Annotated in this window: 13 protein-coding genes; 1 reads left to right on the forward strand and 12 read right to left on the reverse strand. The window is 34.2% G+C overall.

The window, feature by feature from the left end:
- Positions 1-28 precede the first annotated feature (28 nt).
- The 3 genes from H626_RS0102010 to H626_RS0102020 all read right to left on the reverse strand — a co-directional run bounded on the left by H626_RS0102010 (position 29) and on the right by H626_RS0102020 (position 3165).
- Positions 29-1384 (reverse strand): YjiH family protein, encoded by a 1356-nt coding sequence (locus H626_RS0102010; RefSeq protein ID WP_027107846.1) that lies wholly within the window; start codon positions 1382-1384, stop codon positions 29-31.
- 483 nt (positions 1385-1867) lie between these two features.
- Positions 1868-2428, reverse strand: coding sequence for a DUF7010 family protein (locus H626_RS0102015; RefSeq protein WP_027107847.1), 561 nt, complete (start codon positions 2426-2428; stop codon positions 1868-1870).
- Between the two features lie 536 nt (positions 2429-2964).
- Positions 2965-3165: a cold-shock protein gene (locus H626_RS0102020; protein WP_027107848.1), complete on the reverse strand. Its 201-nt coding sequence runs from the start codon at positions 3163-3165 to the stop codon at positions 2965-2967.
- Between the two features lie 897 nt (positions 3166-4062).
- Here H626_RS0102020 and H626_RS0102025 point away from each other — a divergent pair.
- The gene (locus H626_RS0102025) at positions 4063-4788 is read left to right on the forward strand and encodes a sugar nucleotide-binding protein (protein ID WP_027107849.1); all 726 of its coding nucleotides are present in this window, start codon (positions 4063-4065) and stop codon (positions 4786-4788) included.
- 417 nt (positions 4789-5205) lie between these two features.
- Here H626_RS0102025 and H626_RS0102030 read toward each other — a convergent pair whose 3' ends face one another.
- The 9 genes from H626_RS0102030 to H626_RS10420 all read right to left on the reverse strand — a co-directional run bounded on the left by H626_RS0102030 (position 5206) and on the right by H626_RS10420 (position 15859).
- On the reverse strand, positions 5206-6219 hold the full coding sequence (locus H626_RS0102030; protein ID WP_027107850.1) for a tRNA dihydrouridine synthase: 1014 nt from the start codon (positions 6217-6219) through the stop codon (positions 5206-5208).
- 398 nt (positions 6220-6617) lie between these two features.
- Positions 6618-7943, reverse strand: a complete 1326-nt coding sequence (locus H626_RS0102035; protein ID WP_027107851.1) for an MATE family efflux transporter — start codon at positions 7941-7943, stop codon at positions 6618-6620.
- Between the two features lie 479 nt (positions 7944-8422).
- Positions 8423-8749, reverse strand: coding sequence for a hypothetical protein (locus H626_RS0102045; protein ID WP_027107852.1), 327 nt, complete (start codon positions 8747-8749; stop codon positions 8423-8425).
- 470 nt (positions 8750-9219) lie between these two features.
- The gene (locus H626_RS0102050) at positions 9220-10923 is read right to left on the reverse strand and encodes a SulP family inorganic anion transporter (RefSeq protein ID WP_027107853.1); all 1704 of its coding nucleotides are present in this window, start codon (positions 10921-10923) and stop codon (positions 9220-9222) included.
- A 1-nt stretch (position 10924) separates the two neighbouring features.
- Entirely contained in the window at positions 10925-11488 is a 564-nt protein-coding gene (locus H626_RS10415) for a TetR/AcrR family transcriptional regulator (RefSeq protein ID WP_051237711.1), read from the reverse strand.
- A gap of 399 nt (positions 11489-11887) precedes the next feature.
- Positions 11888-12685, reverse strand: a complete 798-nt coding sequence (locus H626_RS0102060; RefSeq protein WP_027107854.1) for a TspO/MBR family protein — start codon at positions 12683-12685, stop codon at positions 11888-11890.
- 132 nt (positions 12686-12817) lie between these two features.
- Complete coding sequence (locus tag H626_RS0102065) at positions 12818-13333, reverse strand: flavodoxin domain-containing protein (protein WP_027107855.1); 516 nt, start codon at positions 13331-13333, stop codon at positions 12818-12820.
- Positions 13330-14931 (reverse strand): phytoene desaturase family protein, encoded by a 1602-nt coding sequence (locus tag H626_RS0102070; protein ID WP_169449762.1) that lies wholly within the window; start codon positions 14929-14931, stop codon positions 13330-13332. Before H626_RS0102070 ends, H626_RS0102065 begins: the two co-directional genes overlap by 4 nt.
- 4 nt (positions 14932-14935) lie before the next feature.
- Positions 14936-15859, reverse strand: coding sequence for an SDR family NAD(P)-dependent oxidoreductase (locus tag H626_RS10420; RefSeq protein WP_035618189.1), 924 nt, complete (start codon positions 15857-15859; stop codon positions 14936-14938).
- Between the last annotated feature and the right edge of the window lie 3 nt (positions 15860-15862).

The raw sequence follows: 15862 nt of genomic DNA on the forward strand, positions 1-15862 counted from the left end.
TAGAGTGCTTTATTGTTAATTTTCAATTTTAAAATGAGATAACATTCATTGCTGCTAAAATATTTGTAATTATAAATAGCAATGGGATTGATACTACAGTTCTGAATATAAAGACCTTAATTACATCCCAGAAATTCAATCCAATTTTTGTATTCACTAAAATCATTCCTGTTTCAGACATGAATACCAATTGAGTAAATGCTAACACTCCAATGAAAAATCTAGAGGCTTCTGAAGCAGATCCACTAATAAACAGAGCCGGTAAATACATGTCTGCGAACCCAGCTACCGAAGCAGGAGCCATTAGAGAAGCTACCTCTGTCGAATACCCCAAATAATCATATACATATACTAGAGGAGCACTAATGATATCGAAAAATGGTGTGTATTCCGCAATAATCAATGAGAATGTCCCAATAGCCATAATAATGGGAAGGAAGCCTACATATATTTTTACGATATTTTTTAAAGCCTCAAATATCGCTTCAAGCACTTTTGTGCTTTCTGCTTGTTCAATAGCAGCATCAAATGCCTGTTCTCCTATACTTCCTTCTTCTGTAATTTCACTTGATTTTGAATCCTGTCCTTTATAATACTCAGGAGGAAACTTTTTGAGTGGTAGACGAGAAGTTATAAATGCCAAAATCAAGGTAACTAACACAATAGAACCATAGAAAATAGGAAAAATACTGCCAAAACCTAATTCATCAGCCACTGCTGCAGCAAAGGCAATTCCAACAATTGAAAAACTAGTTGCGATGATATAGGCTTCTCTCTTGTTGTAATACCCTCTTTGATACTGATTATCTGTTACTACAATACCAATCGTTCCATCACCTACAAAGGAAGCAATCGCATCGATCATAGAATATCCCGGTACTTTAAACAATTTTTCAACTAAAGGACCTAATAAAATCCCAACAAACTCTACAACACCAAAGTGAGTAAGCAACGGAAGTGCAAGAATACCTACAAAAAATGTTATATATAACGTAGTTAGTAGACCACCTGCTCCTGCCATTAATCCTCCTGTATCTGGATCTAAAATCATAGAAGCAAGGTTTGTGTTTTCAAACCATCTATATATGACCATCAGATACAAAAATGAGCCTATTATCCTTAAAGCAACATTTATAGGTGAAGCTTTGAATACCGAATTAATAAACTTGAATTTCGATTTATAGAAAATAAAAACTACAGTTCCAATTAATACAATTCCCGAAACAACAGCCGTGAATGTGATGAACGAATCAAGAATATTCATAGTCACAAAATCAACAATATGAGAAATGCTGATTTTACTTTCACCGTTGATGGGAAAAGGAACTAAGAAAAAAATAAAACCAAGTAAAGATAAAAATATGAACTTAAACTTATTTATCATGTATATAACCCTCCATTAATAACGCTTATTACAATAGCATACAATATGGATTATTACAATTAAAACAGTATAATATAGTAGCTCTAATACTCATTTTTTATGTATAATAATCCAAATTTTGACAACTAGTGATTGCCTAAGTATTTTATTCTATCTTATATTAAATCATCTATTTAGCATAACTATTTTGTTAGAACATACAGCACTTCTTTAGAGAGGCTTGATATATTATTACTTTAACCCCGTTTTTAACCATCTCAAAATAAGATAAATCCGAGAATTTTCTCAAATGCAAGCCTTTATGTCCTTTGGAAAAGTAGGACCTATCTTAGAATAAACTGCAGCGGTTGCTTAAATTTATCCTCCTTCAAATAGATGCTGGACCATACGATTATCTATTCACTTTCTTTTAACTTATACCAATTTTTTTACAATTGTTTATCTTATCAAATTAAACCCTATTCATTGATTTTTTCTATTTTTCTATTTTTCTTCTTGAAGGACACTATACTTACCAATAAAAGCAAATATGATCAGCAGAATACCCGTTATCCATCCTCCTAGGCTAAAAATTTGAGGACCATATAAGGCAAGGTATGTTCCCAAACTTATAAGAAGTGTTGCTAGGACACCAAATATTTTCATTCCATATAAGGTCATGAACGGCAAATAATGAGATCCGACTACAATCATGGCTGCCGGAAAAAACCACATCGGTCTATAAATTGAAATTCCTCCAACCAAAAGAAAGTTTATGGGTACGATGAAAGCTATTTGTGCACCCAATGGCCATAATCCGTTATCTTTATTTACTTTGGGTTTTCGACCTATCATAAACAAAATTAATTGAGTCAGTGGAAAAATACTCATGGATCCAAAAAATAAAACTGCCATACCATATTGTGGTTTGGCCAACACACTTATTCCAGAAGCAAGTAACCATATCAGTCCAGAAATAAGCTGTCCAGCAAATCCGCCCAAGAAAGCTCCACGCATTTCTTTTTGACTTTCGGATAATAGCGTACGTCCACCTTTATGGATCACCTTTTTCCCCTCCTTCATTCATTTTCAAAAAATGCATCAAGTACACTATTAAGACTTTACTGGGCAATTGATATGCAGCCCTATATTAAGAATTTTGTTCTATTTATCAAGATAGTCAAATCATCTTCGTAAATCCGATTTGGCTATCTTGAATTTTTTTCATTAACTTCAAATACAGCAAAAAATCGGACACAATTTGAGAGGTCTTTTACTGTGTCTTCATACAGAAGCAAACTCAACGATTCCTTGCACTACTTTTATCTGACAGAGTTATATTGAAATAGTATCCATCTATATGTTATCAATAATCACTCCTGTTAGTTTCAAAAAAACAACAAGAACTATGAAATTAAGATCTCTGACCTTTTGATATGTAAAAATGAGGACTTGCTACTAAATCGGCTTATATCCACCTTATTATTTTATCACGAACAACTGTATATTCTAGATATTCACACTTTTAAAAAATTCTATATAAAAAAAAAGGTAAGCACATGAACTAACATGTACTTACCTTTATCAAATGTTTTAGGTTATTAAGCCTTAGTAACGTTTGTTGCTTGAAGTCCGCGGTTGCCTTCTTCAATTTCAAAGTTAACTGCTTGGCCTTCGTCTAAAGATTTGAATCCTTCTTCTTGAATTGCTGAGAAATGTACGAATACATCATCTGCACCTTCGCGTTCGATAAATCCAAAACCTTTTTCTGCGTTAAACCATTTTACTGTACCTGTTTCCATATTAAAAATTCCTCCTTGTGCCGTTTTAGCACATATTATTTTTACATTATTGCTTAAAGGCCAATTCGGAATGCATTACACAGTTCGTTGTTTGTCTCTTACAATATGTTAAACCTAGTGTAACACAGACTTGCAAAAAAACCTAATACTAATTTAAAAAGATTTTTATTTTCTCTTCCTATTGTCTTCCTATCTTTTGATTTACATCAAATAAGGTTGATAAGTCAATGTTTCCATAAGCTTTCAGCCTGTTTTTTCCATAAATATAAATTTTAACAAATCACCCCACTGTCTTTATTTGTTTTTCAAACATTAAAAACATAATAATATTACCAATATAGAAGCTTCATTTTTACAAATGTTCTCTGAATTTGGAATCTTTCTTCAGTCCTATCATTGAAACAAACCCATACAATCCTAAATTAGTGTTGTGCATCCCCACACTAAATAGCCTGAATCTTTTAAACATGTAACTAACTGGTAAATAGTCGTTGATCAATTTGCACTCATACATGATGGTGCATTAATTGTAGTTAGATCACTTATTGTTCGACTTTTTTAATCATCGCCTGAACAAGTACATCATCGCGACAATAGTATGTAAAACATAAAATAGAAAGCCTGCATTCTCTGAAAGAGACAGCCAGTTACCCTTGTTTTTTCCTTTCAGTGCAACAACTTTCCTGTCACAATAAATAGCATCTTCAATAACAATGTTCTTGCACGTTACCGTGCTCGCATTTCCTATCTGGTTAACGACGTATATTACACCGTCTAGGCAGCGGGCTTACTTTCAGTGGTTAAATCATTGTGTGCACTCTAATGTTAAACGATAAACAGTTTGATATAATGAATAGGTATAAGTCAATAAAATCTATTTATAAGGAGAGTGTGATTATGAAAGCAATGATAACAGGTATGAACGGAACAGTTGCTCCCTATGTTTATAAAGAATTAAAAAAACGAAATATCGACGTCGTGATTTGGAACCGAGAAGAAGTATCCATCGATAGTGAAAAAGTTGTTTTTGATTTTATTAAAGAGACAAACCCTGACTTATTCTTCCATATTGCAACAGGTCCGGTAGAATGGATAAAGTATATTGCAAAAGCCACAAATGAATTAGGCGTAAAACTATTATTCACTAGTTCAGTTTCAGTTTTTTCTGAAAAAGGTACAGGTCCGTATGATATTCAAAGTGTGCCAAATTCAGAAGAAGACTACGGCCGTTACAAGATTGCCGGTGAGAATAGTGTGAAAGAACATAATCCGGATGCATTCATTACTAGGTTGGGATGGCAAATAGGTTCAACAACTGGATCTAATGATATGTTCGACTTTTTAGAAAAAGAACAGGAAGAAAATGGATTTATTGAGGCTAGTTCAAAATGGTATCCTTCCTGTAGTTTCTTGAAAGACACAGCTAAGACAATTGTTGATGTTGCGTTGGAATATAAACCAGATACCTATCTAGTAAACTCTAATAAAAACTATAGTTTTTATGATATCGTTAATCACCTAAAAGAAAAAAATCGAACAAACTGGGAAATTCATGAGATAATTTCTTTTGTCCGTGATGACCGTATGTATGATAATCGTATCAAAATCAAGGATCTATTTTGATTTAAACGCACACAATTTGTGCAATCGCATATCTTGTTGTACCTTCCTAAAATCTATTCGAAGAAACGCACTCGGAATTTTCAATTCTTTTACCAGACTTTTGAAAAGTTTATAGTTCCGTTTCGTCTATTTCTACTAGTTTCGTATTAATTATTCAAAAAACCTATAGAACGGACAGTGAACACTGCCCATTCTATAGGTTTTTTGAATAGAGATAGAGGAACCCTCTCACTTGCTTTTTAGTTCGCTACATCATTTTTTAAACTTTACACTAAAAGCAATTACGATCCTTTGAAAAACTACCACTAGTATGTTCTTTCATTGGTGCAATTTAGAAGAACTATAAATTTTATATATTCATTTTAAAAAAATAGGCTTTGCTCTAAATACAAACAAAGCCTACTTTTGACCTACTAGTCAATATTCTGATGATAAAACACTCTTGTTTTTCTCTTCCTCATACTCATACTCATAATTAGCTTGAAACTCATCTAACAGCACACGTACATCATCTGTTGTAACAGCTTCCATCAATTGATTTCTTAATCCACTCGCTCCTCGAATTCCGCGAACATAGATTTTAAAGAAACGACGAAGCGGTTTAAATGAATCATGTTCTTCAGAGGAATGCTCATCAAAAAGATCCAAGTGCAGCCTTAATAAATCAAGTAATTCGTCGCTGCTGTGCTCTCTAGATTCTTTTTCAAATGCAAATGGGTTTTTGAAGACTCCACGGCCAATCATCACTCCATCAACACCGTATTTTTCAACAAGCTTCATACCTGTTTCACGATCAGGAATATCACCATTAATTGTCAACAAAGTATCAGGTGCTACCTCGTCACGCAGTTTTTTGATTTCCGGAATCAGTTCCCAATGTGCATCGTACTTGCTCATTTCTTTTTTTGTACGTAAGTGGATAGATAGATTTGCTATATCTTGGTTTAATAAATGTGTGATCCAATCACGCCATTCATCAACATTGATGTAGCCAAGTCTCGTTTTCACGCTGACCGGCAATCCACCTGCTTTGGCTGCTTCTATTAAATCTGCCGCAACATTCGGTCGGCGAATAAGGCCGCTCCCTTTACCTTTTCCAGCAACGTTCGGAACTGGACACCCCATATTGATATCGATCCCGCGGAATCCTTCTTTTGCCATTCCAATACTCATTTCGCGGAAATGTTCGGGTTGGTCTCCCCACACATGGGCAACAAGTGGTTGTTCATCTTCTGTAAACGTCAACCGTCCACGAACACTGTTACGTCCTTCGGGGTGGCAATAACTTACTGTATTTGTAAATTCCGTAAAAAAAACATCCGGCCTTCCAGCTTCACTTATAACGTGCCTAAACACAACGTCTGTAACATCTTCCATAGGTGCCAATATAAAAAATGGTTGTGGCAATTCCTGCCAAAAATTTTTTTCCATTTTTAGTAACTAATCCTTCCATTAAGCAATTACCATTTAAGGTTAGTGCCATTATTATATCTGAAAATTTTATGATAGCTCTATAGATATCTATCGTACTCTCTCACTAATTATTTTAACAAAAAAAATCATTTTGATAAGAGGGAGGATTGGAAGTTTATCTAATCAAACCTAACTCTATCTATTTTATCCATTTGAGCATTTTTGTCAACTATCGGATTGAATAGCTAGTTGATACACTCTGAAGTTGCCTTAGAAAATGGGTAGTGTATACTCTGTAGATTTTTAGTCAAAAGGTTAGTGTTGCCTAGATTACTCCTCTCGAATTCACACCTCCTACGGTAGTTGGTTTCTCTAGAAACTCCACCGACTCATTTGTTTTTGAATTTAATGTTCAGTTAAGCAGCTTGTTTCACATATACTATTTCTTTTTTTTTCTCTTTCAAATATATCCCAAGGAGTGTTACCAAGAATTCAGTAACTACAAATGCTAGCCATACACCCATCATTCCCAAAATGTTGCTTAATATCAAAACTAGGGGAACCATGATCACAAGTCCTCTTGCAATTGTAATAAAAAAAGCATCTTTTGGATTTTCAGTCGCACTCAAAAATATAGCTGTAACGATGTTTACACCAGCAAAAAGAAATCCTATAAAGTACACTTTCAATCCTATTTCAGCTATTCGAGCTATCTCCATATTATTCTCACTGTTAAAAATTTGAATGATGCTGTCAGAAAAAAGCAGGATAAAAATATAGATTATCATTGCTATTGCTACTGAAGTTAGTACAGAGAATTGACGAACTTTCCTTGTCTCGGCATGTTCCTTTAGCCCGTAGTGTTTACTAATCAGCGGTTGTATTCCTTGGGATAACCCGGTAAATACAGCTATTCCCACGAGAGCTAAATTAGCGACTATTCCATAAGCAGCAACCCCTAGATTTCCCTCAATTCCTAGAATTACTAAGTTAAAGGTTATCAAAACTACTGCAGACGAAACCTCAATGATAAAGGCAGACGATCCTAAGCTTAAAATATCAGGAATGAGATTCCATTGTAACTTGCTCTTCCAGAAGGCTAAAGCATTTTTCTTATCAATGAAATGGAGCAGCAAAACAAAAATACTAATCAAAGGTGCAAGAGTGGTCGCAAAAGCTGCCCCAAACATTCCCATATCCAGCGGAAAAATGAGTATGTAATCCAGGATGACGTTTGAAAAACTACCTACTAACATTGCAATCATTGACAATTTAGGGTTGTTATCATTACGCACAAACGCTAGTAAAATATTATTCACTATAAATAACATTGCGAAAAACAGAATCGTAGTCAAATAGGTCTGTGTTAGTGCTAACGTTGCTGAATCTGCCCCAAGAGCAAGTGCTAAATGCTCTGTTCCAAAAACACCCAGTATAGCCAAAAGCATCCCTATTATAATACCCGTTTTGATTGCGGTAGAAAAAACAATGCTGGCTTTTCCTATTTCATTCTGGGATTTCAAAATACTAAATCTGGATGCTCCTCCGATTCCTATCATCAATCCAATACCATGGATCACACTGTAGATTGAAATAGAAAGATTCAATGATGCCAATCCTGTAGGCCCCATCGCTTTCGATACGAAATATGTATCGGCCAATATATAGAGAGATAGCCCCATCATACCCAGTATGTTCAGGCTGGCATACTTTATAAAATTTTTGAATAAAGTTTTTTCCAATTAGGTTTTCTCCTCTCAAAACAAAAAGGTGTTCCAGCAACATTCCTTCCAAGACCTAATGGAATGTTGTGGAACACCTTAAAAACTTCACCCGGTGGTAAAGTTTCGGTTTCTATTTCTTTACTATTGTAGGACAAGTGTAGCTTTAAATCAAGTTTTCCTAATAATCAATTACATGACCACAAAAAGACAACATTTGATTCTAAATCTCTTTACTCATTAATTTTATGCACTTGAGTTACTCCTTGTCCATCCTCAAGAAAATATACTGAAGCTCTGTAGTGATCTAACATAAAAAACTCCTCACTCCTGAATCGAACTATTCAGCTAGTTTCTTTGCAAATTTCTGTTTTAGACTATCCTTTTTAACCTCGGCCCTATTAAGGTTAGTAATGTAATTCTATAAAATCTTATCTTATATTCAGTTAGTCTTATGGATATAAACTTGGATTTTGAAACCCCTTGATCTATCTTCATCCTCATTTTTTAGTTCGACTAAGCCAGCCTTCCAGGAACACGCCATACAAAATCCCTGCCACAAAACTGATAGGATCTTGAAATCCCGTAGAACTGTAGAATGCAAAAGACACCAGTAGTCCCAATAAAGCACCACGAACTAGCGCCTTACTTCTCTCTGTCGCAGCCCATGGAGCGCCTACAGCCAATCCAATGATTACCCGATTATACCACAGTGAAAATACAAAAATAGGGGAGGCGGTAAAATCAGAACGTATATATGCCCCCACCACACAAAAAACTCCTAATACAGCTCCACCAATAAGAGCAACCTTCATTCTTTTTTTCATCTCATTACTCCCTTTAGATCAATTCAGATCTATGAATTTTTTAGTATTCCGCTATCTTTGAGTTCTTATTTATTCTGTCAGTTTAATACTCTCAGTAAATCAATTCTAAGTTAGACGGAGTATACCACATAGTTTAGTTCTTATATGCCTAGCAATTCCAACATACGATTTAGTTGGAATGAACCTATTTCCCCTGAATGTTTCAGAACTTATAGAAACGAATAACTTCCTATACATTTCTAGACAATCGGAATCGAACATTCAAATTCAAATTGAAATCACTCACGTAGTACTGAAGTTTCAACAATAAATATATTCCATAACAAACAATAGGATCCTGAGCCTACCTGAACTGTTTTTGTTCACATAAAAACACTCCCAAAGAATGTATACTTATTTGGAAGTGTTTCCTATTGTCTCACTATGTTACTATTGATCTATTTCTATGAATAATTTTTTATTACCGAAGATTAAACCTGAGAATCGTGTTCCGTTTTTACTATTTGACTTGCCACTTTAATTGCCTCCTCAGTTGTATTAAAGAAACAGTCTCTTCCAACTTTTTCAACGAACCCACTTCTTTCTAAAACTTTCATAGGTTGCGTATTAGTTTCTGAATATAAAATGAGTATGTTTTGAGATTTGCATCTTTTATCTAACTGCTTTACAGCGTTCAGAGCAGTTGCATCCATACTATTAACATTTTTCATTCTTAATATCATGACTCCTGTTGTGCTCTTCATCTCATTAAGCATGTCTAAGAATGTATTCACAACACCATAAAAAAGAGGTCCATTTACTTCATATATTGCAATTTTACTGTCTAAATGGGTTTTTAGTGATGCATCTAAAATATCAGCGCCGTCTTCTTCTTCATTTATATAAATCCCAAGCTCATGACTTACATTCTCTATCAGTTTATTTTCAGACATTCTTCTTACAAACAAAAACATAGCCATAATCATTCCAACTTCAATTGCAACAACAAGGTCGAATAACACAGTTAAAACAAAAGTAGCCAATAACACAGCTACATCACTTTTAGTTGAATTGAAAATCCCCTTAAAGGATCTCCATTCGCTCATGTTGTATGCAACGATAACCAATATCGCTGATAGTGTGGCCATTGGAATGAGTTTTGCTAATGGCATAAAAACCAACATGATCAATAGTAATGTTAATGCATGGACAATTCCTGCTACCGGTGTTCGTCCTCCATTTTTTACATTCGCTGCCGTACGTGCTATTGCACCTGTCACGGGGATGCCCCCAAATAATGCAGATGAAATATTAGCTACACCTTGCGCAATGAGTTCCATATTCGAGTTATGCTTCTTTCCAATCATTCCATCAGCTACGACTGCAGATAACAACGATTCGATACTTGCTAGGAATGCAATTGTAATTGCTGGTCTGATCAGTTTTTCAATTATTGGTAATGATATATTTATCGATGAAAAATCTACAAATTTTATAGAACTGGATATATCTCCAAATCTACTTCCTATGGTTTCCACTGGAATATTGAACATCTTGACACAAATAGTAATTAAAATTAATGCGATTAATGATCCCGGAATTTTTTTATTGATTTTAGGCCAAATAATGATGACAAAAATCGAAGCTAAGCCAACTAATGTTGTTGCCAAATCTATCGTATTGAAATGGTGGATATAAACCTTCCATTTTTCTATGAATTCAGATGGGACCTGATCAATTTCAAGTCCAAAAAAATCCTTGATTTGGGTCGATAATAATACGACAGCAATCCCACTGGTAAACCCGGTTGTAGTTGGATAGGGTATATACTTAATTACACTACCCAACTTCACTGCTCCCATAACGATCATGAATATACCCGCTAAAATTGTCGAAATGAGTAATCCATCTAACCCATATTGTGCAATGATTCCATATATAATAACTACAAAAGCTCCGGTTGGTCCGCCAATTTGAACTCGACTTCCTCCTAATAAAGAAACTAAAAGTCCTCCAATGATAGCCGTTATGAGCCCTTTTTCAGGTGTGACTCCTGAAGCAATTGCTAATGCAACTGATAATGGTAGTGCTATGATAGCAACGATAATACCTGCAACTATGTCATCTTTCAACTGATGTACAGACAATTCTTTTTTTCTGTTCTTTATAATTGAGAAAAATTTTGGCTTTAGCATTTCATTCTTCTTTCTGTAACATTTTTTCGATTATCTGCCACTCTCGATCATAGCGACTTTCAATTATAAGTTTTGAATAAATAATCTCACTCGATAGTAGTCCATGAATAATAGACAGGAACATAACCGTTAATACATCATCGTTTTGCTGCTTATTGCTTTTTAGAGGTGAACCGCTACTTATGAGCTCTTTTACTTTTTTATAGCGTTGCTCTGATAAATCTATTATTTTTTGCCTTATTTCGCTATCCATCGTATCAGGGGGAAACAAAAGCATTCTTTTCCAAAATAAAAGTTTTTGACGTGAACTGCTGTAATAGTTTAAGACTCCGAAAAAAAAATCTTTTAGACTATTTGATTGATCTTCCACAACAGTAAAGTATTCATCAATCTCTTTATTAAATAATTGAAATAATAGCTCTTCCTTACTTGTGAAATGTGCATAAATCGAGGCCTTTTTTATCCCAACAATAGTAGCGACTTCATTTAAAGAAAACTCCATACCTTTTTCTGCAAACAATCCATAAGTTGCATCTATAATTTTGTTTTTTGTTTCCAAAACCATTTCTCTCCTCCCCTACCTTCCGTTTGGTAGGTAATTAATATCCTACCTATATTTTAGTGAAATGTCAATTAGATATTTACTTAAACGTACTATCATGAAATTATTATGTATAAATATAAAACGGAGGAATCTTGAGATACTACTCTTTCTTATATATCATATTTTTATATCTAATTAAGTAAAATTTATCGTTCCCCCATGATCTTGTACTCCTTCGTTCTTAAATATCCATGTGCTAGTACTAGAGATCCTTCCATATTACTGAAATTGGTAGCTATAGTCGCAAAAAATACCAAAGCCCATTATCGTATGAGCTTTGGTATGCTTGGTAAACAGTGGATATCATTCAGGAAAGACCCTGCAGGGCTAATTTTTATCAAGCCGATCATCTATCTGATATTAATCTATACTTATTGAAGTATCTGGCATGAGATTGTATTGATTTTTATAAAACTGGATTGCTGAAATACCAATCAAAAGCACTATCCCTATCAATGCAATATTTTGCAAGAAGTTGTACTGTCCTTGAAATCCTTCTGGTGCTAATAAATATGTGTAGATCCCGAAATATGCCCATGCTATAGGAATCGGAAACAATGCATTTTTAGTGCTCCACAAAACTATAAAAGTCAGTCCCACTGCAACTAGAAGAATAATAGAGCTCCAAGTATCTACATCTATTCCAAATCTATCCCATTCAATTTTAACAAGCCAGGCGGCTATATTTACTACAGTTGCTATAAAAAGCCACCCTGAATACAAACCAAAAGTGGTGGGAAGCAACCAGCGTCCTCTTGTCTGGATTTTTCCAACTTTTTTTACAATTAAAATCATCACGATTAAAAAAGCAAAGATGAATAGCGTTGACAGACCAATCAAGTTATAAGAAAAGCTTATTATCCAAACACTATTCAAACCACATGATATCCAAAAGAGATAACTGATTTCATCAATAGCTTGTCCATAGTAGGACTTTTTACTTTTAATGATCATGACAATTATAGATACAATCAAAAACGTGTATATTATACTCCATATACTAAAGGTTGAGGGTGCTGGTGTAATCAAAGTTGGGTACATATCTGATACTTCTTTTTGTGAAAGGCCATTAATTAAGCCAAAAGCACCCAGACCATTTATGATTAATGTACCGACCAATAATATTGCATTTATATATGCTTTTGTTTTACTTTTCATTTTCTGCTCCTTTTATATATTTTTACCTTCGCAATCTTTATTGTAGTTTCTCTAAATTATTATTTTTTGTGAATGAACCCCTTTAGCTTATTTTGAAAATTAAAAATGTTGTAAAAGATCAATGCTGAAATTTTAAAGTTTCTTAGCATAAGCAACAAGCGCTTCAATGTGTTTTTTATCAACATAATTAGTCGGATGATAATAACTCTCGATGATTCCTTCCTCATCTTCAGTTTTATTTTTCTTTCTTTCCACATTTTTTATAAATATGTTCAGAAATATTTTAATAATGCCCCTCACCTTAGAGAAATCAATCCCCCCAGGCAAATAAAAAAATGTATGGAATGCTAACTGGTCTTCATTAAAATTATTATTTTTGATGTCAGCAATATCTTTCTCAACATTATTATTACCGGCACAGGCAAAAATAATGATGGGTTTATCTTTGAACCATTCAAGGACTTTTTTAACTTTGTTCATTTTGCCCATGTAAACGCCACTTCCAAAAATAATAGTATCGTAGTCTTTTATTTCTGTTTTTTTAAATTTGGAAAAATCTCTTATCTCCCAATTCAATTCCTCCGCAATCCAACTTGCATACTGAAAAGTGTGTCCATATTTGCTTTTATATAAGACAATATTTTTCATATTTTTTTTCCTTTCTTCAATGTCTTAACTGCTTTATCAGCTGCAATCTTTCCAGTTAAGATGCTGATCGGTAAGCCTGACGGGCTAAATGTCCACTGACCGGCTTGCAGTATATCCGGAATTGGCGTGTGACAAGTTTTTTTGATCTTGGTCATCTTTGTTATAGACGGTATGACATCATTCGTAAAAGCCCAGCCGGTTATTCCACCTTCGTGATTTCCACTTACTCTTTCGATGGTTAGTGGGGAAGAACTAAATTGATGGATCACTTTTTCCTTTAGATTTTCATAAACGCTAGTGTTAAGTACACTGATGATCTTTTCTTCAGCGAAATGCTTAAACTCTTCATAAAATCCTAAAGATTGAATATTACTAATAAAATCATAATCCATTAGAACGCTGACGACTAATCCTGTCTTTCCTTTTGGAGCAAGTTCTTTATTCCGTAATGAGGGGATGGCAATTTCATAGGTAGTATAGTCCAGGTACTCATTCATCCAATCAAAAATTTCTTTTTTTTCAGTTGCTTTCTTTGCAATTTTTAATTTGTTGAAAACTTTGGATTGTCCGATTTTACTGGGGGTATAAAACAAATGGCCACTCGATCTCGTTTGGAAGTATTCTTTCTCCAAATCAACCGTTAAATACACTGAATAAATTGAATCTCCTGCTCTTTTCCCTTTAAGAAGAGTTCTTTTTCCCTCTATTTCCTCTTTGACTTTTCTATCACGGATCGTTTCCCTATCGATTGCTTTATACAGCTGATTAGTATCAGCTGCCCAAATCAACTGATTATATTCATACTCTTGTTCATTCTGATCATGGATTGATTTGTTGAGGGTATCAATTTTTTTGATTTCTGTACCCCTTTTGATAATGCCGTTTGATTTTATAATATACTCTTTTAAATTTTCAGCCAAATCGAAGGTTCCTTTGACTGGATATTCATAATCTAAGTACAGACTAAAATAACTTAAAGCAAATGAAGCGGGAGTTTTTCGAAAAAAATGTTGACTGATTATATCAATCAATGATTGGTTATCAGTTAGCTGACTTAAATAGTCATAAACGGGTATATTAAATTTATTGATTTTACCTGATTTTGCCAAGAATTTAAATACCCACGGAAACAATGTTTTAAAAAGATAATCTTTATCTTTCTTTAAATCTTTGAATAAAGGGTTCTCAATTCCGTATATAACATCCATGTAATCCATAACTGTTTTTATTTCACGAAGTATAACATCAATATCTTTTTCATCTTCAGGATAAAGTTTTACAAGCATTTCTCGATAATCATTCAAACTGTCCACTGTTTCAACTCTAATCAATTCATTTTCGATACCGATAGTCACGACACTTCTGACGAACTCGATATCAATATCCAGCTGCTTTAACATGGGTCTAACGATTCCAGAATCTATAATACCTCTAGCACCGGTATCAAACAAAAAACCGTCATAATAGAATGAATTTACTAAACCACCGACGTTATCCTCTTTTTCACAAAGCATTATTTTATAGCCATTTTTAGCCAAAAAAGCTGCACTTGTCAATCCGGCGATTCCCCCACCGACAATAACCGCATCATATCTCATTCCATCAACCATCCTTTTTTATTAAACCTGTCATTTCTAGACTCTTGTTCCAGATTTCTTCCTGCTTTTTCGTATTCAAAGCATGTTTTGCCGGTTTTTCTTTGATTGTCAAATTGAAGAACACACCACTGACATTGTTCAATTCACTCGCTGAAGCTAGGTAATAGATAGCTTCCCCGGATATTTTCGGATCTTTTAAAAAATGCCAAGTTATATGATGTAAAAACCAGCGATATAATCTGCCATTATTATTGCCTATATTAGTCCTTACACCGCCAGGATGCATTGCATTGATAGTAACACCGGTACCTTTTAATTCTTGTGCAAATTTCCAAACAGTTAATAATTGTGCTGTCTTAGAGGCACCATAACTTCTTAAGCCAGTATACGTTCGTTTTTCCCAGTTTAAGTCATCCACATTCAGCCCGTTAAATCGATGCCCTTCAGAATTCACCTGAATAATCCTAGAAGGCGAAGATTCAATCAGCTTATTCATTAGTAGTTTCGTAATCAAAAAGGTCGCTAAATGATTGACACAAAATACCATTTCATAACCTTCTTCATTCACTATTCTTTTTGTTGAATAAAGTCCGGCGCTATTGATCAAGACATCCACTCTTGGATATTTTTCCGAAATTTCCAAAACTGCTTTTTTGACTTGCTTTAAATCTGAAAAATCAGCGATAAAATAATCGACAAATACCGAATGTTTTTTCTCTATTTCTTCTTTGACGGCTTTAGCTTTATTTTCGTTTCTGACTAACATCACAATATTCGCTTTTCCGGCAGCTAATTTTTTAATAGTTTCATAGCCAACGCCAGAGGTAGCACCAGAAACAACGCATAATTTCCCATTCATCGATTCATCACTATGTTTTTGTACAGCTTTTCTATTTTTCATGAACAGTAATTGTTCTGGAAATTTCATTAT

This window comes from Lacticigenium naphthae DSM 19658, assembly GCF_000425865.1.
Taxonomy (GTDB): Bacteria; Bacillota; Bacilli; order Lactobacillales; family Carnobacteriaceae_A; genus Lacticigenium; species Lacticigenium naphthae.

Excerpts from the sequence above, each read along its gene's own strand:
- H626_RS0102070 (WP_169449762.1), bottom strand. The coding sequence starts at position 14,931 with ATGAGATATGATGCGGTTATTGTCGGTGGGGGAATCGCCGGATTGACA.
- H626_RS0102020 (WP_027107848.1), bottom strand. The coding sequence starts at position 3,165 with ATGGAAACAGGTACAGTAAAATGGTTTAACGCAGAAAAAGGTTTTGGA.
- H626_RS0102030 (WP_027107850.1), bottom strand. The coding sequence starts at position 6,219 with ATGGAAAAAAATTTTTGGCAGGAATTGCCACAACCATTTTTTATATTG.
- H626_RS0102065 (WP_027107855.1), bottom strand. The coding sequence starts at position 13,333 with ATGAAAAATATTGTCTTATATAAAAGCAAATATGGACACACTTTTCAG.
- H626_RS0102050 (WP_027107853.1), bottom strand. The coding sequence starts at position 10,923 with ATGCTAAAGCCAAAATTTTTCTCAATTATAAAGAACAGAAAAAAAGAA.
- H626_RS10420 (WP_035618189.1), bottom strand. The coding sequence starts at position 15,859 with ATGAAATTTCCAGAACAATTACTGTTCATGAAAAATAGAAAAGCTGTA.
- H626_RS0102045 (WP_027107852.1), bottom strand. The coding sequence starts at position 8,749 with ATGAAAAAAAGAATGAAGGTTGCTCTTATTGGTGGAGCTGTATTAGGA.
- H626_RS10415 (WP_051237711.1), bottom strand. The coding sequence starts at position 11,488 with ATGGTTTTGGAAACAAAAAACAAAATTATAGATGCAACTTATGGATTG.
- H626_RS0102060 (WP_027107854.1), bottom strand. The coding sequence starts at position 12,685 with ATGAAAAGTAAAACAAAAGCATATATAAATGCAATATTATTGGTCGGT.
- H626_RS0102010 (WP_027107846.1), bottom strand. The coding sequence starts at position 1,384 with ATGATAAATAAGTTTAAGTTCATATTTTTATCTTTACTTGGTTTTATT.
- H626_RS0102025 (WP_027107849.1), top strand. The coding sequence starts at position 4,063 with ATGAAAGCAATGATAACAGGTATGAACGGAACAGTTGCTCCCTATGTT.